The organism is Allomuricauda sp. F6463D (assembly GCF_023015965.1).
Lineage (GTDB): Bacteria > Bacteroidota > Bacteroidia > Flavobacteriales > Flavobacteriaceae > Flagellimonas.
On sequence record NZ_JALKAN010000002.1, the window covers coordinates 1,086,893 to 1,108,353 of the forward strand.

General features: G+C 39.7%; 15 protein-coding genes. 10 read left to right on the forward strand and 5 right to left on the reverse strand.

Features of this window, described 5'->3' with window-relative positions:
* Nucleotides 1-68: 68 nt before the first annotated feature.
* The 4 genes from gldL (at nt 69) to MWU56_RS13290 (ending at nt 4,486) form a co-directional block, all read left to right on the forward strand.
* On the forward strand, nt 69-737 hold the full coding sequence (gene gldL, locus MWU56_RS13275; protein ID WP_247045054.1) for a gliding motility protein GldL: 669 nt from the start codon (nt 69-71) through the stop codon (nt 735-737).
* A 65-nt stretch (nt 738-802) separates the two neighbouring features.
* Nucleotides 803-2,383: a gliding motility protein GldM gene (gldM, locus tag MWU56_RS13280; RefSeq protein WP_247045056.1), complete on the forward strand. Its 1,581-nt coding sequence runs from the start codon at nt 803-805 to the stop codon at nt 2,381-2,383.
* A 26-nt stretch (nt 2,384-2,409) separates the two neighbouring features.
* Nucleotides 2,410-3,312 (forward strand): gliding motility protein GldN, encoded by a 903-nt coding sequence (gldN, locus tag MWU56_RS13285; protein ID WP_247045057.1) that lies wholly within the window; start codon nt 2,410-2,412, stop codon nt 3,310-3,312.
* Nucleotides 3,313-3,430: 118 nt separating this feature from the next.
* Nucleotides 3,431-4,486 carry an NAD(P)/FAD-dependent oxidoreductase gene (locus tag MWU56_RS13290; protein WP_247045058.1) on the forward strand — a complete coding sequence of 352 codons (1,056 nt, stop codon included), beginning with the start codon at nt 3,431-3,433 and terminating at the stop codon, nt 4,484-4,486.
* Here the strand turns inward: MWU56_RS13290 and MWU56_RS13295 are convergent.
* Entirely contained in the window at nt 4,483-4,887 is a 405-nt protein-coding gene (locus MWU56_RS13295) for a DUF983 domain-containing protein (protein ID WP_247045059.1), read from the reverse strand. The genes MWU56_RS13290 and MWU56_RS13295 overlap by 4 nt on opposite strands.
* A gap of 65 nt (nt 4,888-4,952) precedes the next feature.
* Between MWU56_RS13295 and MWU56_RS13300 the strand changes: the two genes are divergently transcribed.
* The 6 genes from MWU56_RS13300 to MWU56_RS13325 all read left to right on the forward strand — a co-directional run bounded on the left by MWU56_RS13300 (nt 4,953) and on the right by MWU56_RS13325 (nt 13,976).
* Nucleotides 4,953-6,869 (forward strand): ABC-F family ATP-binding cassette domain-containing protein, encoded by a 1,917-nt coding sequence (locus MWU56_RS13300; protein WP_247045060.1) that lies wholly within the window; start codon nt 4,953-4,955, stop codon nt 6,867-6,869.
* A 138-nt stretch (nt 6,870-7,007) separates the two neighbouring features.
* Nucleotides 7,008-7,895, forward strand: a complete 888-nt coding sequence (locus MWU56_RS13305) for a hypothetical protein (RefSeq protein ID WP_247045061.1) — start codon at nt 7,008-7,010, stop codon at nt 7,893-7,895.
* Nucleotides 7,896-8,041: 146 nt separating this feature from the next.
* Nucleotides 8,042-9,163: an efflux RND transporter periplasmic adaptor subunit gene (locus tag MWU56_RS13310; protein WP_247045062.1), complete on the forward strand. Its 1,122-nt coding sequence runs from the start codon at nt 8,042-8,044 to the stop codon at nt 9,161-9,163.
* Between the two features lie 12 nt (nt 9,164-9,175).
* Nucleotides 9,176-12,466 (forward strand): efflux RND transporter permease subunit, encoded by a 3,291-nt coding sequence (locus MWU56_RS13315; protein WP_247045073.1) that lies wholly within the window; start codon nt 9,176-9,178, stop codon nt 12,464-12,466.
* A complete protein-coding gene (locus MWU56_RS13320; RefSeq protein WP_247045075.1) occupies nt 12,466-13,791 on the forward strand; it encodes a TolC family protein in 1,326 nt (441 codons plus the stop codon). Before MWU56_RS13315 ends, MWU56_RS13320 begins: the two co-directional genes overlap by 1 nt.
* 2 nt (nt 13,792-13,793) lie before the next feature.
* Complete coding sequence (locus tag MWU56_RS13325) at nt 13,794-13,976, forward strand: CPXCG motif-containing cysteine-rich protein (RefSeq protein ID WP_247045077.1); 183 nt, start codon at nt 13,794-13,796, stop codon at nt 13,974-13,976.
* A 33-nt stretch (nt 13,977-14,009) separates the two neighbouring features.
* Here the strand turns inward: MWU56_RS13325 and MWU56_RS13330 are convergent, their stop codons facing one another.
* From MWU56_RS13330 to MWU56_RS13345, 4 genes are all read right to left on the reverse strand, one after another.
* Nucleotides 14,010-15,203, reverse strand: coding sequence for an MFS transporter (locus MWU56_RS13330; protein WP_247045079.1), 1,194 nt, complete (start codon nt 15,201-15,203; stop codon nt 14,010-14,012).
* 348 nt (nt 15,204-15,551) lie between these two features.
* Entirely contained in the window at nt 15,552-16,352 is an 801-nt protein-coding gene (locus MWU56_RS13335; protein WP_247045081.1) for a hypothetical protein, read from the reverse strand.
* 23 nt (nt 16,353-16,375) lie between these two features.
* Nucleotides 16,376-18,091 carry a SusD/RagB family nutrient-binding outer membrane lipoprotein gene (locus tag MWU56_RS13340; protein ID WP_247045083.1) on the reverse strand — a complete coding sequence of 572 codons (1,716 nt, stop codon included), beginning with the start codon at nt 18,089-18,091 and terminating at the stop codon, nt 16,376-16,378.
* 30 nt (nt 18,092-18,121) lie between these two features.
* Nucleotides 18,122-21,364: a SusC/RagA family TonB-linked outer membrane protein gene (locus tag MWU56_RS13345; RefSeq protein WP_247045085.1), complete on the reverse strand. Its 3,243-nt coding sequence runs from the start codon at nt 21,362-21,364 to the stop codon at nt 18,122-18,124.
* Nucleotides 21,365-21,461: the final 97 nt, after the last annotated feature.

Below are 21,461 nucleotides of genomic sequence, written 5' to 3' on the forward strand. Positions count from 1 at the left end.
ATTATATAAATTACAAGTAAAACCAGTAACCAAATACTTATTTATATAACTTAATTAAAATTAGAATTATGGCGCAGTCAAAATCAACAAAAAAGCTATTTAATATGGCCTACGGGCTAGGAGCATCGGTAGTAATTATTGGTGCATTGTTCAAGATTCTTCACTGGGAAGTAGATCTTGGGTTTATGAAATTAGGAGGATCACTTCTTCTTGCTATTGGACTTATTACAGAAGCATTGATCTTTGCCATCTCTGCATTTGAACCAGTAGATGATGAATTCGATTGGTCTTTGGTATATCCGGAATTGGCCGGTGGTGAGGCGGATGCTTCTAGAAAACAAGAAGCTAAAGATGCTCAAGAAACTGAAGGACTACTTTCTAAAAAATTGGATAACCTTCTTAAAGAAGCAAAAATCGATTCTGATCTTTTTGCCAACTTGGGAGAAAGTATCAAAAGTTTTGAAGGTGCTGCCAAGAATATTACTCCAACTACGGACGCCATTCAGCACACTAAAAAATACTCTGAGGAATTGTCTCATGCTGCAGCTCAAATGGAATCTTTGAACAGTTTGTACAAAGTTCAATTGGAAAGTGCTAGCAGACAAGCTTCCATAAACGAGGAAGTAGTTCAGAATGCAGGTGCTTTGAAAGACCAAATGGAGTCTTTGGCAACTAACCTTTCTTCTTTGAATGGAGTATACGGAGGTATGCTTACTGCTATGGGCGGTAAAATCTAATTAGAGGTTTTAATCAACAGAAAACAAACCAAATCAAATTATTTATTAAATCTAATTAGAAAAACATGGCAGGAGGAAAACAAACACCACGTCAGAAGATGATCAACCTTATGTATTTGATCTTCATAGCGATGTTGGCACTTAATATGAGCAAGGAAGTACTCGCAGCTTTCGGATTAATGAACGAAAAGCTCGAAACTTCCAACACTAACATGGACTCCAACAACACCAGTTTTATGGCCAGTTTGGAAACAAAAGCTAGTGAAAACACGGAGGAGTATGGTGAACTATACCAAAATGCTCAACAGATAAAAGAACTTTCAGATGCTTATTATAGTTATTTGGAAGGGTTGAAAAAAGAGATGACCGCAGATTTGGAAGACCCAAAAGATTATGTGGTTATGGATAAGTCGGATTATTTGGACCAAAAATTCTGGCAAGGAGATAAATTGACTCCGGCCGGAGAAGAGTTCATGGGCTTCATTAACAACTATCGTGATGGCGTGATCAATGCATTGCCAGCAGATGAGTTTGAAAGTTTGAAATCGGCTGTAGATACCCGTTTTGCTACCAATGATGGTAAAAAAGACGATGGTAAAGTAGAGACTAGGGATGGTACTCGCCAAGATTGGATCAACTATCATTACGAAGGATTTCCACTGGTAGCCTCTTTAACAAAGTTGACACAGTTGCAGGCAGATATCAAAACTACTGAGCAAGAGGTGCTTAAAACCCTTTTGGAAGGTGAGTTGACAGAAGCAGTATCCTTAACAAATTTCGCCAGTGCATTGGATGCACCTAAAACTGCTTATTATGCAGGAGAAAAATATACAGGTAAGATTATTGTTAGCAAAACTGACAGGACTTCTACTCCTGTAAAGGCAGAGTTGACTTTGGACGGAAGACCATTGACCGAAGGTAAGGACTACGAATTGGAAGCAGGAGGAATCAAAATGTTGATCAGTGCCGGTACTCCAGGAGATCATACAATCACAGGAACCATGACGTACATGCAAGATGGCCAAGAGGTACCAGTAGAAGTGAACAACACTTTTGCAACCATCTCTATGCCAAATGCAGCAGTTATTTCTGCAGATAAGATGAACGTGGTTTACCGAGGTGTGGCCAATCCAATGACGATATCAATTCCAGGTATTCCTGATAACAAGGTGACAGCTTCAGCTTCTGGTTTAAGCAGAAGAAGTGGTAGTAACTATGTTATGAACCCAGGTACAGGTAGATCTGTGACCATTACAGCTTCTGGTACTTTGCCAGATGGTAAAGGAATCAGTACTAAGTCTGAGTTCCGTATTAAGGATATTCCAAGGCCAAGTGGTACCGTTCGTGGAGAATCCGGAAGCATTAAAATGCCTAGGAAAAACCTTGAAATTGCAACAGTTAGTGCTATGTTGGAAGACTTTGATTTTGACTTGAACCTTGCTGTAGCTGAATTCAAGTTCAAAGTACCAGGTCAACCTACCGTAGTAGTAAAAGGAAATAAATTGGATGCCAGAGCCAAATCCGCACTTAGAAGAGCGGGTAGAGGAGAGTCTGTGCAGATATTCGATATCCAAGCTTACATCACAAACAACAAGAGCTACAAGTTGAAAAAAGTATCTCCGGTTGTGGTTGAGCTTACAAACTAAGAAGTATAAAAAGTATACAAGTGATCATGAATTGGAAAAACGCATTGTTAATTGGATTGTTGGGCATACTGCCTGTATCAATCATGGCACAGGCAAACATTTTAAATGCCAAGTTGCCCGAAGATATAGGTAAAAAAACCCAAGCTCAGATAGAGCAAGATGCCGATGAACCTTTAGAGTACGGTTATGTGGATGATAGGGATATCCTTTGGTCCAAGACCGTTTGGGAAATCGTTGATCTTGATGAGCGAGTTAACTTTCCATTGTATTACCCGACTGATACCGTAGGTATTGGGAAAGACAGAAGGTCGCTGTACCACGTTTTGATGAAGAACATCAGAAATGGAAACCTTACAGAGGTTTATGCAGACTCCTACTTTACTGAAAAGAGAAAGTTGGAAGACCTTTCGGCAACCTTGAGCAAAGTGGATACCACGGACCTTGGGTACGAACAAGTAAATGCTGGTGAGCAGGTTTCCCCTGAGTTTATTAACAAAAGGGATCTTACCGCAGCAGATATTGAAGAGTACCGTATAAAAGGAATTTGGTTTTTCGATAAGCGACAAGGAGAACTTAAATTTCGATTATTGGGAATTGCACCCGTTGCACCCGATGTAAACTTTATCGATGATGAGTCTGTTGATCCAGGGCAGAACAAAGTAGAATTGTTCTGGGTGTGGTATCCTGCGGCGCGTAAAATTTTACACGATGCCAAAGTATACAACCAACGTAACTCTGCAAGACCTATATCTTTTGATGCACTGTTAAATGCGCGTCGTTTCAATGGTGTTATCTACAAGGAAGAAAATGTTCACGAAGATCGTGAAATAAAAGACTACATTTTTGATAATGCATTGTTCCAGCTCTTGGAAGCTCAAAGAATCAAAGAGGATATAAGAGACAGGGAACAAGATATGTGGGCATATTAATTGTTCATAAAAAATCCAATTCAATACAGCAAAAACGCCGCACTATGTGCGGCGTTTTTTTTTATTAAAACTGAAGCTTTAGTGTTAATAAAATGAATCGGATGCCTAATTTTGTACTATGTTGGATTATATAGTAGTAGGATTGGGGTTGGCAGGAATCTCTTTTTGTGAAACCTTGGAGAAAAAAGGTAAAACTTTTAAAGTAATCACCGATGAGTCACAAAAAGCTTCTCAAGTAGCGGGAGGATTGTACAACCCCGTAATATTGAAAAGATTTACCATGGCTTGGAAAGCCAAACAACAATTGGAGTTGGCCAAGCCATTCTACCAGCATTTGGAGGATAAGTTGGGCATAAAATTAGATAGTGAACTTCCAGTTTTGCGAAAATTTGCATCTGTGGAAGAGCAGAACGCATGGTTTGTAGCAGCCGACCGCCCTGAGTTGGATTATTTTCTATCCACCAAGATTCTACCGAATAATAATGATGAAATCGATGCATCCCACGGCTTTGGCAAAGTAAAATATACCGGTAGGATTGATACAGGTAATATGGTGCGGTGCTATAGAAAATATTTGAAAGAAAAGGACCGACTGCATGCCGAAACTTTCGATTTTAAATCCTTTACGAATGAGAATGAACACGTGTCCTATAAATCTCTTACCGCCAAAAACATTGTTTTTGCTTGTGGTTACGGGCTTAAACGAGACCCTTATTTTGGGTATTTACCCATGAACGGCACCAAAGGGGAGTTGTTGATCATTCATGCGCCGGATTATAGAGAAAAAAATGTGATCAAATCATCCGTTTTCACCATTCCAATGGAAGGAGACAGGTATTTGGTAGGAGCTACTTACAAATGGAAAGATAAAACCAATGTACCCACAGCGGAATCTAGACTTGAACTTGTTAAAAAACTAAAGACTTTTTTAAAATGTAATTTTGAAATTATTGATCATATTGCGGGAATTCGACCAACAGTTGTAGATCGTAGACCGTTGGTAGGGAGACATCCAAAACATAAAAATATCTATGTTTTAAATGGTTTTGGATCAAGAGGTGTGCTTATTGCTCCATACGCTTCAGGCCAATTGTATGACTATATTGAAAATAACATAGCATTGCACCCTGAAATGGATATTGCAAGGTTCACTAAAAAATACTACCAAAATTAACCCTTAACAGCTTCTTTGTGCTGTTTTACTGCATTGGGGTCGTATTTAATAAAGAAGTTTATCCAAATATTTCTGGATAACCTTATGATTACGGGCATAAAAATAATCAAGGTACCAACAATCGAAATAAAGGAAGTAATTAAAGAAGTGCCTATGAACAAAAACGAAATTACAAAAGCTGCGACTGCAAAAGCAATACCAACACCATAGCTAACATACATGGCTCCGTAAAAAAAAGAAGGCTCTATCTTATATTTTAAACCACAATGGGAGCATCTTTCATTCATATCAAAGATTTTGGAAAGGGTATAAGGATTTGAATTCTCATACATGCTCTCTTCATGGCATCTTGGACAGTTTCCTGTTAAAATACTGTACAATTTGGTTCCTTTTTTTAACATTTGCAGGACTTTTGTACAAAAGTATAAATTCGATTTCTAATGTATTGTAATCAAGGTCACATATAATGTTAAACATTCACAATCTTTCAGTAGCCTTTGGAGGTGAATACCTGTTTGAAGAAATATCATTTCGTCTCAATGGAGGGGATAGGGTAGGTCTTATAGGAAAGAACGGTGCTGGGAAGTCCACCATGCTTAAACTTTTGGCTAAGGAAATGCCTTTGGATGAAGGTGCCATAGCTATGGAGAAAGATGTAAAAATAGGATTTCTTAAGCAGGATATCGACTTTGAGGAAGGTAGAACAGTATTGGAAGAGTCCTATCAGGCATTTTCGGAAATTAAGGAGCTCGAGCTTAGGCTTGATGAGGTAAATACTGCATTGGCGGAGCGCACGGATTATGAAAGTGATGGATACCATCAACTAATGGTCGATTTAAATGATATAACCCACCGATATGAAATTTTGGGAGGGTACAATTATCAAGGAGATACAGAAAAAGTACTTCTTGGTCTCGGTTTTAAAAGGGAGGACTTTACTAAGTTGACTGATACTTTTTCTGGAGGATGGCGTATGCGTATTGAGTTGGCCAAGCTTTTGCTTCAGAGCAACGATGTACTTCTACTGGATGAGCCTACGAACCACTTGGATATCGAATCGATTATTTGGCTCGAACAGTTTCTACGAAATTTTCCCGGCGCCGTTGTTATTGTTTCACACGATAAAATGTTTCTGGACAATGTTACCAATCGAACAATAGAAATTTCATTGGGCAGGATTTATGACTACAGCAAACCTTATTCCCAGTTTTTGGTACAACGAAAAGAAATTAAGGAGCAGCAACTAAGTGCCCAAAAGAATCAAGAAAAACAAATTCAGCAGACTGAAAGATTAATTGAAAAATTTAGAGCGAAATCCAGTAAGGCCTCCATGGCACAATCCCTTATCAAAAAATTGGACAAATTGGAACGCATTGAGGTAGATGAAGAAGACAATAGCGTAATGAACCTTCGTTTTCCGGTCTCTGTGAACCCGGGGAAAGTTGTTGCTGAACTGGAAGGTGTTTCAAAAAGCTATGGTTCAAAAAAAGTATTGGAAGATATTGACCTAATGGTTGAGCGTGGTAGTAAAACAGCTTTTGTGGGTCAAAATGGGCAGGGAAAAACAACGCTGGCTAAAATTATGGTGGGGGAACTGGATTATCAGGGCCACCTAAAAATGGGACATAACGTAGAGTTGGGATATTTTGCACAGAACCAAGCCGAATATCTTGATGGTAACAAAACGGTTTTGGACACCATGATCGATGCTGCCAATGAAAAAAATAGAAGCAAGGTAAGAGATATTTTAGGGTCTTTTCTATTCAGGGGAGATGATGTGGACAAATATGTAAAAGTACTCTCTGGAGGTGAGAGAAACCGATTGGCCTTGGCCAAAATGCTTTTACAGCCCTTTAATGTTCTCATTATGGATGAACCTACCAATCATTTGGACATTAAATCTAAAAATGTCTTAAAACAAGCCCTTCAGAGTTTTGAAGGAAGCCTGATCTTGGTTTCTCACGACAGGGATTTTCTCCAAGGGTTAACGGATAGAGTATATGAGTTTAAAGGAGGTGGCATAAAGGAATATTTAGGGGATATTGATTTTTATCTTGAACAACGTAAGATGGAGGATTTTCGAAGCGTTGAGAAGGGAGATCAACCTAAAAAGAAAGATGCCCCTCAAGAAAAAAGCAAAGAAAACGACTATAAAACCCAAAAAAAACAAAAGTCCCTAAAAAATAAACTCAGTGGAGTTGAAAAAAAGATCTCACAATTGGAAAAGGAGATTGCGGATATTGATCATAACTTGCTGTTGGATTATGACTCAACTATTGCAAAACCAAACTTTTTTGACAATTATGAGGGTAAAAAGAAGGATTTGGAATCTTTGATGGAAGATTGGGAAAGCCTTTCCCATGACTTAGAATCACTACGGTAAGGCATTAATTCAAAAATTTATACAACACTATTTTAAGTATTCACAACATAACTGGGTGTGTTCGTCGATAAAATTTGTAAGATAATTCTTCTTTACTGTTATTTGTAGGTAAATTCTTTACGATAAAATAAGTAATAAATGATTCGAGCAACCATTTTTTTCTGTAGTTTGATGTTTTTATCTGGTATTCCCTTTGTTAGTGGACAGATTACTCCAAACGAAAAATCTGCGCTAGTGGATTTATATAACAGTACCAATGGGAAGGAATGGAATTCATCCTGGGATTTAAGTGCTTCCGTTGATTCTTGGAAAGGTGTAGAGCTAAAGGATGGTCATGTAGTTGGCATTACTCTCTTTATGAACAATTTGAAAGGAGTTATCCCGGAAAGTATGGGTGATTTGGCACATCTTACTAATTTAAATCTAGCATTTAACCAGATTACAGGTGTACTACCCAATAGCATCACCAAACTGGAAAAATTAAAAGTTTTCCGTTTAGAAATGAATCGAATTAAAGGCGCTATACCTCAAGGAGTTGATAATTTTAAGGACATGGAGGTATTCTCCATGTTCAATAATTTTTTAAGTGGTTCCATCCCGGAAAACTTTGGTAAACTCAAGAATCTCAAAGAGCTCAATCTATCCAGTAACAATTTAAAAGGGAGTATTCCAAAAACCATAGGCAATCTTTCAAATTTGGAAGCACTAGGTTTATTTGAAAATATGTTGGAGGGCCAAATACCAGCTGAAATTGGAAAATTAGCGCAGTTAAGGGAGTTGGTATTGTCCAACAATCGACTAGGAGGTGAAATTCCAAAAGAGTTTGGACAATTGGGAAGTTTGGTAATTCTACAACTTCAAAACAATCGGTTTAATTCTCTGAATGTTCTCCAGACAATGAATACACAGAATTTTTTGGTGTTTGATACAGATGATAAATCGTTGAATCCTAGATTTAATGATGTTCAGTTTGAGCAAACTCGAATGGCTGATACTAAGTTTGAGGACGACAATGAAAATGAGTAATAAACATTAATTTAGTTTGTTTGGTTATGGGGATACAGGCGTGTATCCCCATTTTTTTTATACTATTCTTATGTGCATTTTATGAAATATTTAACCATTGTAAAAATTGTAGGAGATAGCTTTGCAGGGTTTAAACCAACTAACACATGCGAAAGCTCATAATATCGGCAGTTGCAGGAGGGATTATAATTTTTGCATCTCTTTACTTTGCTGGCCTTATTGCAGGTAGTAAAAAAAATGGAAGATCACCATCCCAAAAGGTGGTTAAGACTGTATTTGTTGACACGGTAGTAAATGCTACCGTTCCTATAATGGTGCCTGCCAATGGTAATCTAAAGGCAAAAAAACGTGTTGAGCTATACTCAGAAGTTCAAGGAGTTTTTAGATCTGGCAGCAAATTGTACCGAACAGGCCAAAAATATGCTGTTGGACAAACATTGATTAAGATAGACGCCAGCGAATACTATGCATCCGTGCAATCTGCAAAGAGTAATTTGTATAATTTGCTAACATCCATAATGCCTGATTTAAGGTTGGATTACCCAGAAATTTATCCAAAATGGCAGCAGTACTTAAATGGATTCGATTTAGAGAAGACCACTCCTGAACTACCTGAATTGGATTCAGAAAAAGAAAAATTCTTTATTACGGGAAGGGAAATTATAACCACTTACTATAATGTAAAGAACCTAGAGCAACGTTTGGCAAAATATACGATTTCAGCTCCATTTAATGGAGTTTTAACTGAAGCTTTGGTTACTGAGGGGACCTTGGTGCGATCAGGACAAAAACTGGGTGAATTCATAAATACTGGATTGTATGAGTTGGAAGTGTCCGTAAGTAAAACGTATGGAGATTTTTTAAAAGAAGGGAAAGAAGTAAGTCTCACCAATTTGGAAAAAACCCAAGAGTTTACAGGCAAGGTTGCTCGCGTAAATGGTAGGGTAGATCAGAATTCACAAACAATAACAGCTTATATAGAAGTAAGTGGCAGCAATTTAAAAGAAGGCCAATACCTTGAGGCCAATCTTGATGCTAAAGAAGAGACCGACGCCATAGAAATCGATAGATCATTACTGCTGGAGAATAATCAAATCTTTGTTGTTAAAGATTCCATTCTAGATTTAATGGATGTGAAGCCTGTTTTTTTTACCGATAAAACCGTGGTCCTCAAAAACGTACCGGATGGAGAAATGATCGTATCCAAACCAATAGTAGGTGCCTATTCAGGTATGTTGGTAAAAATCTTTGACGAAAGTAAATCTTAAACCCCCTCGGCCGTGAGAAAAATTATCTCGTATTTTATTAAATACCACATGGCAGTAAATGTCCTTGTTTTGGCATTTTTTGTTTTTGGGGTTGTTGGTATAATCTCCTTAAAATCATCATTTTTTCCACTAAGCGAAGCCAAGAACATTACAATATCCATTGCTTATCCCGGAGCTTCACCCCAAGAAATTGAAGAAGGAATTGTGCTCAAAATTGAGGACAACCTCAAAGGACTGGAGGGAGTTGAAAGAGTAACCTCTACTTCAAGGGAGAACAGCGGAACCATCAATGTGGAAATTGAGAAAGAACGAAATGTTGATTTCATGCTGTTGGAGGTAAAAAATGCAGTAGATAGAGTTCCAACTTTTCCTACTGGCATGGAACCTTTGATAGTTGCCAAGCAAGAACCTGTTAGGCCCACAATTAGTTTTGCCATAAGTGGTAAGGAAATACCCTTGGCCACGTTGAAACAGATTGGGCGTCAAATTGAAAACGATCTTAGGGCAATCGATGGAATTTCACAAATATCTATCTCAGGTTATCCCGACGAGGAAATCGAAATAGCGGTAGATGAAAGTAGTCTTTTGGCTTATAACCTATCATTTAGTGAAGTTGCACTAGCAGTTTCTAATGCAAACATATTAGTTACCGGAGGGAATATCAAAACCGTAACCGAGGAGTATCTTATCCGGGCCAATAACCGTTCGTACTATGGAGATGAACTTTCCAATATAGTAGTTAGAGGCGACGCAGCAGGTAGGGCTATTAGATTAAAGGATGTAGCAATTATTAGGGATAGGTTTTCCGAAACACCAAATGCATCTTATTTTAACGAGGAGCTGGCCGTTAATATTACAGTTACAAGTACCAATACTGAAGATTTAATGGGCTCCGCTGAAAATGTGAAGCAGTACATTGAAGATTTCAATGAAAAATATACAAATGTTCAGTTGGATGTAATTGATGATAGATCTATTACTTTAACGCAGCGTACCCAACTGTTGACCGAAAACGCTATTGTTGGAATGATTTTGGTACTAGTGTTTTTGTCCCTCTTTCTAAATACCCGATTGGCGTTTTGGGTAGCCTTTGGGTTGCCTATCGCATTTTTGGGAATGTTTGTTTTCGCTCCCATGTTCAATGTTACGATCAATGTATTGTCCTTGTTCGGGATGATTATTGTAATTGGTATTTTAGTGGATGATGGGATTGTAATTGCTGAAAATATCTATCAGCATTACGAAGAAGGAAAATCACCTGTAAAAGCCGCCTTGGATGGCACAATGGAGGTGCTTCCTCCAATTATTTCTGCTATTATAACCACCATTTTGGCTTTTTCCATATTCCTGTACTTGGATAGTCGTATTGGTGAATTTTTTAGTGAGGTTTCGGTGATTGTGATTCTTACATTAGCTGTGTCCTTAGTGGAAGCCTTAATTATTTTACCCGCCCACTTGGCACACTCCAAGGCACTTCACCGCAATAAGAAAGAACCCAAAACAAGTATTGCCAAAGTTTTTGCCAAACTTAGGGTTATCAACAAAATCGGAGATCAAATAATGAATTATATGCGGGACAATTGGTATAGTCCAGCTCTTCGATTTATGATGAACTATAAGATACTGACTTTTGCACTTTTCTTTATGGCATTGGTGTTAACCCTTGGCTCCATAGGGGGAGGTGTAGTTAGAACTTCGTTTTTTCCTAGGGTAGCTAGTGATCAAGTATCCATAGAGCTTACCATGCCCAATGGTACCAACGAAACGGTAACAGATTCTATTATAAGCCTAATACAAGAGAAAGCACATATCGTAAACCAAGAGTTAACGGAGAAATACCTGCAGGGCGTGGATAAAATGCTTTTCGAAAATATGATCAAGAACTTAGGACCTGGATCATCATCGGCCCGCTTGGAAATCAACCTCCTTCCAGGGGAAGAGCGGCCAGATGGTATTCGTTCAGACATGGTCACTACTAGGTTAAGGGAGTTGGTAGGCCCTGTAATTGGAGTGGAGAGTTTAATATATGGTTCTGGTGGGAATTTTGGAGGTAATCCAGTTTCAGTGTCCTTGTTGGGCAACAATATTGAGGAATTGAAAAATGCCAAGGAAGAACTTAAGCAGGCCATGGAGAGCAATGCAACCCTTAAAGATGTAACGGACAATGATCCATCAGGAATCAAAGAAATACGCTTAGAACTAAAAGAAAATGCATATTTGTTGGGACTGGATCTTCGTACGATAATGAACCAAGTACGGGGAGGGTTTTTCGGGGCTCAGGCACAGCGCTTTCAACGGGGGCAAGATGAGATACGGGTTTGGGTACGATACGATCGGGAAAACAGATCTTCAATCTCCGACTTAGATGAAATGCGAATTTTGGCTCCTAGCGGAGACCGTATTCCTCTAAAAGAAATAGCGAGCTACACTATTGAAAGAGGAGATGTGGCCATCAACCATCTTGAAGGAAGAAGGGAAATCCAAGTATCTGCGGATTTAACAGACCCAGAGACCACTAGTGGAACCGATGCAATGTTATGGATACGAAATGAAGTGCTACCGGATATTCTGTCAAAATACCCATCAATTTCTCCTTCCTATGAAGGTCAAAACCGAGAGGCTAATAAATTAATTGGATCCTTGGGTGTTGTTGGGCCCATAGCACTGTTCCTTATATTTATTACAATAGCCTTCACGTTTAGGAGTATAAGCCAACCATTGCTATTGATTTTTATGGTGCCATTTAGTTTAACAGCCGTTGCTTGGGGACATTGGATACATGGTTTCCCCATCAATATTCTTTCAATGCTTGGGATAATTGCATTGATTGGGATTATGGTGAACGATGGGCTTGTACTTATAGGTAAGTTCAATATCAATCTACGTGGTGGAATGAAATTCGAAGATGCGCTCTACGAAGCTGGCCGTTCTCGATTTAGGGCGATATTTTTAACCTCTGTAACTACAATTGCTGGTTTGGCACCGCTGCTTTTGGAGAAAAGCCGTCAAGCACAATTCCTAAAACCAATGGCCATTTCCATTGCATATGGAATCGCATTTGCCACTATATTGACCTTGCTTATGTTACCATTGCTTCTATCCTTTGGAAATTATGTAAAAGTATCGACCAAAAGATTGTGGACCGGTGAAAGCGTTACAAGAGAAGAGGTGGAACGGGCTATTCGTGAACAGCATGAAGAGGAGGAAATGGAGGCAGGTAGCATTGCCTTAAATGGAACCAATAATAACAACGTTTCTCACAATGGAGAAGAAACCTCAAACGTAGTAGAAGAGACCACATAATGAAAAGTATTTTTTATACAGTATCCCTAGCCTTGGTGTTATTTGGTCCTTTGGCAAATGCGCAAGACCAAGTACTTACCAAAGAAAAAGCCATTGATCTGATTTTGGAGAATAATCTGGATATTCAAGTGGCTCGCAATATTAAATTGATTGATGAAAACAATGCCAATATCCTAAACTCAGGTTATTTGCCATCCGTAACCGGAGTTGCTGGCGGAAGTATCGACAAACAAAACTCTGAAGGGGTTTTGGCAAATGGTGATACAAGAACAGCGGAAGGAGCGGAGACCAGAAGATACAACGCTGCGGTAAATGTGAATTATACCTTGTTTGATGGATTGGGAAGGTATTACAACTACAAAAGTTTTCAAGAGAGGTCGCAACAATCTGAGCTCGAGGTAAGACAGACCATTGAAAATACCATACTACAATTATTTACTGTATACTATGAAGCCGCACGTCTTACAGAGAATACTGCAACTTTGGAACAAGCACTGGAAATTTCCAAGGATAGGTTAAAAAGAGCTCAATATCAATTTGAGTTTGGACAAAATACAGGACTTGATGTTTTGAATGCAGAGGTCGATATCAACACGGACAGTATCAATTTGTTGAATTCTAGGCAACAGCTTAGAAATACGATGAGGGACCTAAATTTGATTTTGAACCGAGATCTTTCTTCACAATTTTCTACAGATACAACGGTCACTTTTGTGCCTGAACTCCAAATGGAGGGTATGTTCAATGAAGCGCAGTTAAATAATGTAAGACTGCAAATCGTTGAAAAGGATATCAATATGGGTCTAAATGATATTAGGGTGGCCAAAAGCGGTTATTTGCCAACAATAGGTTTAACTGGAACGTATGGTTGGAACGAGTCGAGCAATAACAGCCCCTTGGCATTTACGTTGCAAAATAGCTCAACAGGTGTAACAGGCACGGTTAATCTTACTTGGAATTTATTTGATGGCGGTAGTACCATAACAGGGATTAAAAATGCCAAAATTGCATACAAGAACCGCGAAATAGCAAAAAAACAGATACTCTTGGAAGTTGAAAGAGATATACGAAACGCTTGGGACAGTTATACCAATGCCTTGTACGTTTTGAATGTGCAGGAGAAAAATTTACAGACCAACCAAAACAACTTCAACAGAACGGATGAGCGATACAAACTTGGGCAAGTTACTTCTATAGAATTTAGACAGGCCCAACTGAACTTGTTGAACGCGGAATTGGCTAAAAGTCAGGCCAAGTACAATGCAAAATTGGCGGAACTTCAAATGCTACAGATTAGCGGTCAGTTGCTCAATATTGATTTTTAAGTATGCACGAGCATTTTTTCCAATGTCCCTACTGTTGGGAAGAAATTTCTTTTTTATTGGATAGCTCGGTCAAACAACAAACTTATGTTGAAGATTGTGAAGTATGTTGTAACCCGATAGAAGCAACTGCTAAATTCAATGCTCAGGAGCTTGTTTTTTTTGATGTGAAGGAAATTGGGCAGTAGTGGAAAGTTGAGCAATTGAAGTGTTTGGAAATATCAAGATTTCTTATTTCCCTGTACTTTTTGTGAATATAAAATTGCAATTCCAATTATAGCGCCAAAACAAGCCAGCACACCCCCAACTAAACTCGCGTAGTTGACTCCAAGTCCGAAAACCATAGGTAATCCCCCAAAATAAGCTCCAGAGGCATTTCCCATATTAAACGCACTTTGGTTCATGGATGAGCCCAATTTTTCTGCGCCTTTTGCAGCTTTTATAATGGCAATCTGAATTGGTGCCGTGATAGAAAATGTTATGACCCCAACAATAAAGCTTAGAACAAATAAGACAATGCTGTTGCTAGCAAAAATTGAATTTAGGATCAGCACAGTTGTCATACAAAGCATACTTATGATCACAGATTTTATAGGGTTGAATATTTCCACCATTCTAGCCCCTAGAAAGTTTCCAAAAAACATCCCAATACCTGCTACAACAATTACATAACCAACATATGCCTCTGGTAGTTTTGTTACGGAGATAACCAAAGGGGCAATATAGCTGTACCATGCAAAAAAACCTCCAGTGCCAACTGTGGTCAAAGCAATCAATGCCCACAGTTTTTTGCTCTTTATTCCAGATGAAGGACTTTCGCTATTTGGAGCATCCAATGATTCCAAATTTTTCTTTGGCATCCAAAAATACAGACTGGTCAACGTGGCCACACCTGATATTCCCACGAGTATGAACGAATAGCCCCAGTGCCATTCTTGTCCAATATATGTTCCCAATGGCACCCCCAGAATATTGGCAACCGTTAGTCCAGAGAACATAATTGCCATGGCTTGGGCTGCCTTGCCCGGTTTAGCCAAATATCCAGAAACTACAGCCCCTATACCAAAAAAAGCACCATGTGGCATTCCAGATAAGAACCTAAAAAGCATCATAATCCAATAGTCTTCGGAAAATGCAGACAACGTATTGAATATTGTAAACCAAAGCATTAGAAAAAGTAATGTTTTTTTGGGGTTGAGGTTGTTTGTAATCCGAGCCATTACGGGGCCGCCTATAACTACACCCAACGCATAAATTGCAATAAAATGTCCAGCTTTGGGTATGGATATGTCCATGGAATCAGCGATATTGGGAAGGATTCCCATAATTACAAATTCTGTCAGGCCAATCCCAAATCCACCTATTGCAAGAGATAAAAGTGCTTTTCTATTGGTTGAATTTGAATTCTTGTCCAAGCTTATTTTTTATTGGACAAAGGTAGGGGGTAAATGTTGAACTGGAAGCAAGGATATTTGCTAAATTATATTTTAAATTGACCTTGTAAAAGCAAAAAAACAGCCTTGAGGATTGGACTAATTCAAATACATTCAAAAAATGAAACAAATACTTTTGAAAAGGTATTTTGATTTCAAGGCTGCTTTGAAGATTAGCTTTTACATATACTAAACTACATCTTTGTCTTATTTTTTATGTAATTCCTCAACTATAAGTACCAATCCCGATTCATAAGAACTATTTTATTAAAAAAATGAAAGGTCCGCTCTTAATCGAACGGACCTTTTTTATTGACTGGATGTAAAAAATTAATTGATGCAAGGAGACGGATTGGGGCCAAAGGGACCCAGAACTTCACCATCCGGTGTTTCAATAGTATAAACATGTTCTTCCTCAAAGGCACCACTGGTGTATGAAATTACAAGTTCTGCATTGTCATCTGGCACATCAACATTAAAAGTTGCCGTATCTCCAGATGTAAATGTATAATCTGTTGTCACGCCATCAATTTCGAAAGTCACGAAGGCACCGTCCCAACCATCACCGAACAGATCTTGCATTTCAATCACCCATGTTCCTGGTACGGTGGTTCCGGAAATTGGTGAGCATTTGACCAAAACGATAAAATTAAACGCTTGCAATTGCTCTGGTTGCCCGGTTACCGTGGCACTATAGTTTTCAACGGTGGTTTCTGTACCGTCAACTCCGGTAGATTTACCTAAAAACCGAATAAAGTCACCCCCAGAAATATCATCTACCGTTATGCCCAGTGAACTGGCAATTTCGGTATAGGGGATGGAGATATCGCTCGGAAATTGAGTTATCGTAGTCAAGGGTACGGTATCAGTTGAGACACCTCCCGACTCCAAAGTTACACTTAAGTCCCAAGAAGCTACATTGTCACTTGGGTCATCCACGGTTCCTAAAAGGCTGGAAGTGGCAAGATCACCTTTTGCAACAATTGACTGATCTAGCAGGATCCTAACATAAGGAGCGGCTGAATCTTCCAGTTCGAACACGTTGAGTGGGTTTTTGTCTTTATCCTCACAGGCAATAAATCCCAGTAATAAGAGTACAAGACCTAATATGTATTTATAATTACTTTTCATCTGTATTGTTTTTTGGTTATAGATCAATCAACGAATCCTTCAGGGTTAGTGTCCCAGAAAACTGGAGTACTTGGAGCACTTTTCTGCATAATGTTTGTGTTGCTGTCTGCAGCAGTTTGCGAATACCACATAGATCTAAGGAACGTTCCTGGATCGGGGGTGGTAAAGGCAGGGGTGAGATTATCTGGCTGACCCGTTCTTCTGTAGGTGTTATAAGCCTCTATTCCGTTGCACCATAATGCTATGAAGTACTGTTCAACAATAATGCGAAGTTTGTCGGTATCGTCTCCAGCATCGTAATTGGACAATATATCGGAAACATGATCATCTATTGCCGTGGAGGTGGCCTCATAACCTGTGCCATTTGCTAATTGAGCCCCAAAATTTACCACGGTGTTTATCGATTGTCTGATTCCTGTTTCAAAATAGTCCCTAGCATTACCTGTTGTGTTTAAAGTAAGTGCTGCTTCCGCCAACATAAAATAGGTATAGGAAGACATTAAGATGGGAGAAATTCCCGCTCCTGCCAGTCCTTCACTCACAGCTCCTGAGCCAGATACATTTCTAAAAGAGTTGTCATCAAAAGGTCCCCCGACTGGATAGGTGCCGTGTAATGTTCTAAAGGCATCATCTGGTGGGATACCGTCATCGTCCAAATGGTTTCTTCCCCAATATCCACTTAAACCATTGGTTGCCGGCACCAGACAATAAGGTTCCGAGGAATCCCACCAACTGGGTAGCGATATCTCGGTGACACATTCTTTGGTAACTACATCAGCACCAGAAAAGTCTACTTGTTGTCGATAAAAATAGTACCGTATTCTAGGGTCTGGTTCACTGTACTGATTGGCCATCAGATTCATATAATAGTTGGAGGTGTAAAAGTCCGAACTTGGTCCTGCACCATCATAATTGGCATCAAAATAGGGATGTCTACTATCTGGAGAGGCATTATTGGTACCCCACTGAAAGAAAAAGTCGTCGGAAGGGTCTAAAATCAATTGGTTTCCACTAATCAACTCGTTGATACGTGCGGTGGAAACCGATGCTCCAAAACCATCGGCATTGGCCACACGGGTTTGTAAGTATAGTTTTAACCGCATAGTACTGGCCACTTTTTTCCATTGACCCTCATTGCCGTTATAAAAAAGATCGTTTAAAGGCAATACCGTTTCATTTTTATTTAAATTGTCAATGGCATCTATCAAAAGTTGATCTGCCGCCTGGTAAATGGAGGCTCCTGAATCCACTGAGGGGTTGAGTATGCCTTCGCCCCCTGAAACTGCTTCGGAATATGGTACATCTCCGAAGAAATCTACCATGGACATCATGATATATGCTTCTAGAATTTGCCCGATTGCAATATGGGTATATTGACCCGCTTCTTGTGCCAATGGGTTCATTGTACGAATGTCGATTAATGCTCTTGCGTATACATTGTCCCACACCCTGTCAAAATTGTCCGGATCATAGTTCTCCCTGTATGTCGGTCCAAAACCGTGTTGCATTCTTACGGGCTCCATTCCAAATTGGCTGAGACCATTTTCGTTTCTTCCTTCCTCGCCGGAATGGATTTGGGCAGTCATGAGTTGTATTTGATTTAAAAAGAAATCAACACTTGCCTGCGACGGGTTTAAGGCATTTGGACTCTCCACCACATCCAAGGAAGTGGTCTCACAGCCCAACATAACTGTCAGTGCAGCGATTACGAGACTGAGTATATTTGATATTTTTTTCATAATATATTTTTTGATTCTAATTAGCTGCTATTAAAATGATGCTCTTACGGTAAGACCATATCTTCTTGTTGATGGTCCTGTAAAGAAATCGATACCCTGTCCGTTACCTACACCTGTACTCGAAGAGTTGGTATCGTAGCGAACATCGTCTGGAAAGTTTACCGCTTTGTACCATAAATTGGAACCAGAAAGTGTCAAGGACAAGCTGCCAAATGGTGTTTTGTCCAACATTTTCTTTGGAATGGAATATCCAAGCGAAGCTTCTTGCAACCTAATGGTGGTGCCATCAAAAATATTTACCTCGTTTATGCCGCCAGCAAAGAATGTGTTGAATCCAAACTCTGTGGCCGTAATGGCTACGTTGTTGGGTGTGCCATCGGCTAAAACTCCGGGTAAAATATAGTTGGATTCCCTATGGATCGGTTGGTCTGGAGCTACAACACCGCGACCGATAAGACCTGCAGTTGTTACCGAATACACATCACCACCATGGCGGTATTGTAAGTTGGCTGATAGGGTAAAGTTTTTAAATGTTATTGTTGGAATCAAGGCTGTGGTCCAATCCGGATTGGGATCCCCTATCTCCGTAATATTATTATCCACCAAGTACCTGCCATTACTTCCTACCACCTTGTTACCGTTGTCGTCCCTTTGGATGGTGCTTCCGAGCAGCACTCCGAACGGCCTGCCTTCCACAGCATAGTTGGCTGCTTCCCCAGCTACCGCAAAAGTCAATAGAATGTTATTGGTGCCTTCGGCCAAATCGGTCACAATGGTTTCACTTGTCGTAAAATTGCCGGCTAGGTTAAACCCTATTCCCGCATCACTTTCTCTGAAAAGGTTAAAATCATAATCCACTTCAACCCCTTTGGTCTCTACTTCGCCAATATTAACAAAGGTAGATCGGAAGCCTGTTGAGCTATCCAAGGTACGGTTGGTAATAAGATCTGTAGTGGATTTTTGGTACAAACTCACATTAAAATTGAGCCTATTGAAGAGCCTGGTGTCCAATCCAATTTCCAACTCTTGCACTCTTTCAGGGGATAGATCGCGGTTACCGAGCACATCCGAAACTGTATTCCCAGAAATCACATTGCCACTTTGATTAACAAAGGTTCTAGATCCCAAGGAAAGCACATCCCTAGTATTAAACGGCGTAGGAAAACCTGCAGAGGATCCATAACCTAATCTAAGTTTGGCGTAGTTGAGTACATTACCTTGTATTACAGGAAATGCGGTTGTAGGGATAAATGATAGGCTTGCACCTGGATAGAACAATGAATTGTTCTCTCTTTCCAATGTGGAGGACCAATCGTTTCTTCCTACTACATTGATATAGACCAGATCTTTATAGGATAAGGTTGCATCTAGATAAACACCCACCAAGTTTTCCTCAAAATTCTGATTTAAATTAAATCCGGAAAAAGAGTTAACGGATGATGGCGTTGTGAAGTTGAAGTGTTCAAGTACTCCAAAAACCAATTGTCCTTGACTTTCTATACCATCTTGCGCAAAGGTATCCCTGCGACTATTGGCACCAAAAGTTGCAGTGAGATTTAAATCATCGGAAATACTTTTTTCTGCACTCAATATTAAATCATGGTTCCAAATGGAATTTCTTACCGAGGTAGTTCTTAGTATGCCCAAGGTAGGGCCATCAACACCGCCTTTATTTTGGCCATAAAAATTTAACTCAGTGTATGTATCCAATCCTACCCGGTATGTTAAGTTCATCCAATCGTTTATAGCATAGCTTATGGATGCATTCCCGGTAAAACGATCTGTTTCTTGACCAGTTCTGGAATTGGCCACGGTCCAGTATGGATTTTGGATATCGTTTCCTGAGCGATAGTATAAGCTTCTACCATCTGCTGCTTGATAAGGAATATTTGTTAAATCGACATTCCGTGGGGTGTAAAGAACATCTCCGAATATGGCCGAACCATTAAAAGCAGCTCCACTACCTGTACTAACCGCATTAGGAGGGGATTTATACCCTGTTCTTGCAAAATTGAACACACCCGATACCGTAAAGTTGTTGGATAATTTGGCATTTCCACCCAAACTAAAGTTGTTGCGCAGTAACCTGTTTCCTGGTGTAACACCAATATCTTCGGTACGGCCATAGTTGGCATTGAAATTTACGTTTTCAGACCCGCCACGTACATTAACAGATGTACTGTATACATACCCTGTTCTAAAAAATTCTTCTATACCATTATAAGGTTTGTAAGGATACTCGAAATTTAAAAGATCTTCATATCCGACTATCAAAGTGGGGTCTGCAATATAGTTGAACGGATGTTGGGTAAGCGCTACGCCATTAGGACCGGTCCGTATGTATTGCGCTGCTGTGGCTATGCCATCATCATCAGTTCGGTCAAAACGTGGTCCCCAGTTACTAAAGAAAAACCCGAAACCTTGGTGGAACCCACTTCCATAATTATCCTGAAAATTTGGAAGTACAGCATTGGACATAAATACCGATTGGGTAACGGAGACTTCCGTTTTAGATGGGGCATCACCGGTTGCGGCCCCTTTTGTGGTTATAAGAATTACACCGTTTCTACCACGGTTACCGTAAAGTACAGTTGCACTTAACCCCTTTAATACACTTACACTTTCTATGTTGTTGGGGTCAAGATCCAAGAATCGACTTGATTCTGTATTCCCATCCAAAAAGTTGGTCTGTGCATTTGTTCCAGAATCAAAAGGAATACCGTCCACGATAAAGAGTGGTTGATTGGATTGAGTGGCCGAAGAGTACCCGCGAATAATGATGTTGGTACCTGATCCTGACATCCCGTTGTTAGAGGTAATATTTACCCCAGCAACCTTTCCGTTCAAAACGCGGGCAACATCCGCTTCAGGTCTGGCTTCTACTTTATCGGATTCAACGGTGGTAACGGAGTATCCTAAAGACCGTTTTTCCCTGACAATACCTTGCGCGGTTACCACTACTTCTTCCAATTGTGATGCATCTTCCTGCATTTGTACATTGATTGTGTTCGCTGTACCAACACTCCTTTCCAGTGTTCTTTGACCCAAATAAGAAAATACGAGAATATCAACTTCGCTTGCTTCGAGGGTGTAATTGCCATCAAAATCCGATTGTGTACCCCGTACGGTGCCCTTAACAATAATGTTAACACCGGGTAAGGGTACCCCGTCTTGGTCGGTGACCGTTCCGGTAACCGTTTTTTCTTGGGCATGGGCAAATGCTATTGATAGGCACATTGCCAGCAGCGCTCCAAACAGTTTCTTTACTTTCATACGAATAAAGTTTTGTTAGTAATTTGAAATGAGTTAGTGCAACTGAGAAAGGTGGGCGATGCTAGGAATATGATAGCTAATTCAAATAATACTTCTG

Coding starts and splice junctions, on each gene's coding strand:
- gldL (WP_247045054.1), top strand. CDS start 69: ATGGCGCAGTCAAAATCAACAAAAAAGCTATTTAATATGGCCTACGGG.
- gldM (WP_247045056.1), top strand. CDS start 803: ATGGCAGGAGGAAAACAAACACCACGTCAGAAGATGATCAACCTTATG.
- gldN (WP_247045057.1), top strand. CDS start 2,410: ATGAATTGGAAAAACGCATTGTTAATTGGATTGTTGGGCATACTGCCT.
- MWU56_RS13290 (WP_247045058.1), top strand. CDS start 3,431: ATGTTGGATTATATAGTAGTAGGATTGGGGTTGGCAGGAATCTCTTTT.
- MWU56_RS13295 (WP_247045059.1), bottom strand. CDS start 4,887: ATGTTAAAAAAAGGAACCAAATTGTACAGTATTTTAACAGGAAACTGT.
- MWU56_RS13300 (WP_247045060.1), top strand. CDS start 4,953: ATGTTAAACATTCACAATCTTTCAGTAGCCTTTGGAGGTGAATACCTG.
- MWU56_RS13305 (WP_247045061.1), top strand. CDS start 7,008: ATGATTCGAGCAACCATTTTTTTCTGTAGTTTGATGTTTTTATCTGGT.
- MWU56_RS13310 (WP_247045062.1), top strand. CDS start 8,042: ATGCGAAAGCTCATAATATCGGCAGTTGCAGGAGGGATTATAATTTTT.
- MWU56_RS13320 (WP_247045075.1), top strand. CDS start 12,466: ATGAAAAGTATTTTTTATACAGTATCCCTAGCCTTGGTGTTATTTGGT.
- MWU56_RS13325 (WP_247045077.1), top strand. CDS start 13,794: ATGCACGAGCATTTTTTCCAATGTCCCTACTGTTGGGAAGAAATTTCT.
- MWU56_RS13335 (WP_247045081.1), bottom strand. CDS start 16,352: ATGAAAAGTAATTATAAATACATATTAGGTCTTGTACTCTTATTACTG.
- MWU56_RS13340 (WP_247045083.1), bottom strand. CDS start 18,091: ATGAAAAAAATATCAAATATACTCAGTCTCGTAATCGCTGCACTGACA.
- MWU56_RS13345 (WP_247045085.1), bottom strand. CDS start 21,364: ATGAAAGTAAAGAAACTGTTTGGAGCGCTGCTGGCAATGTGCCTATCA.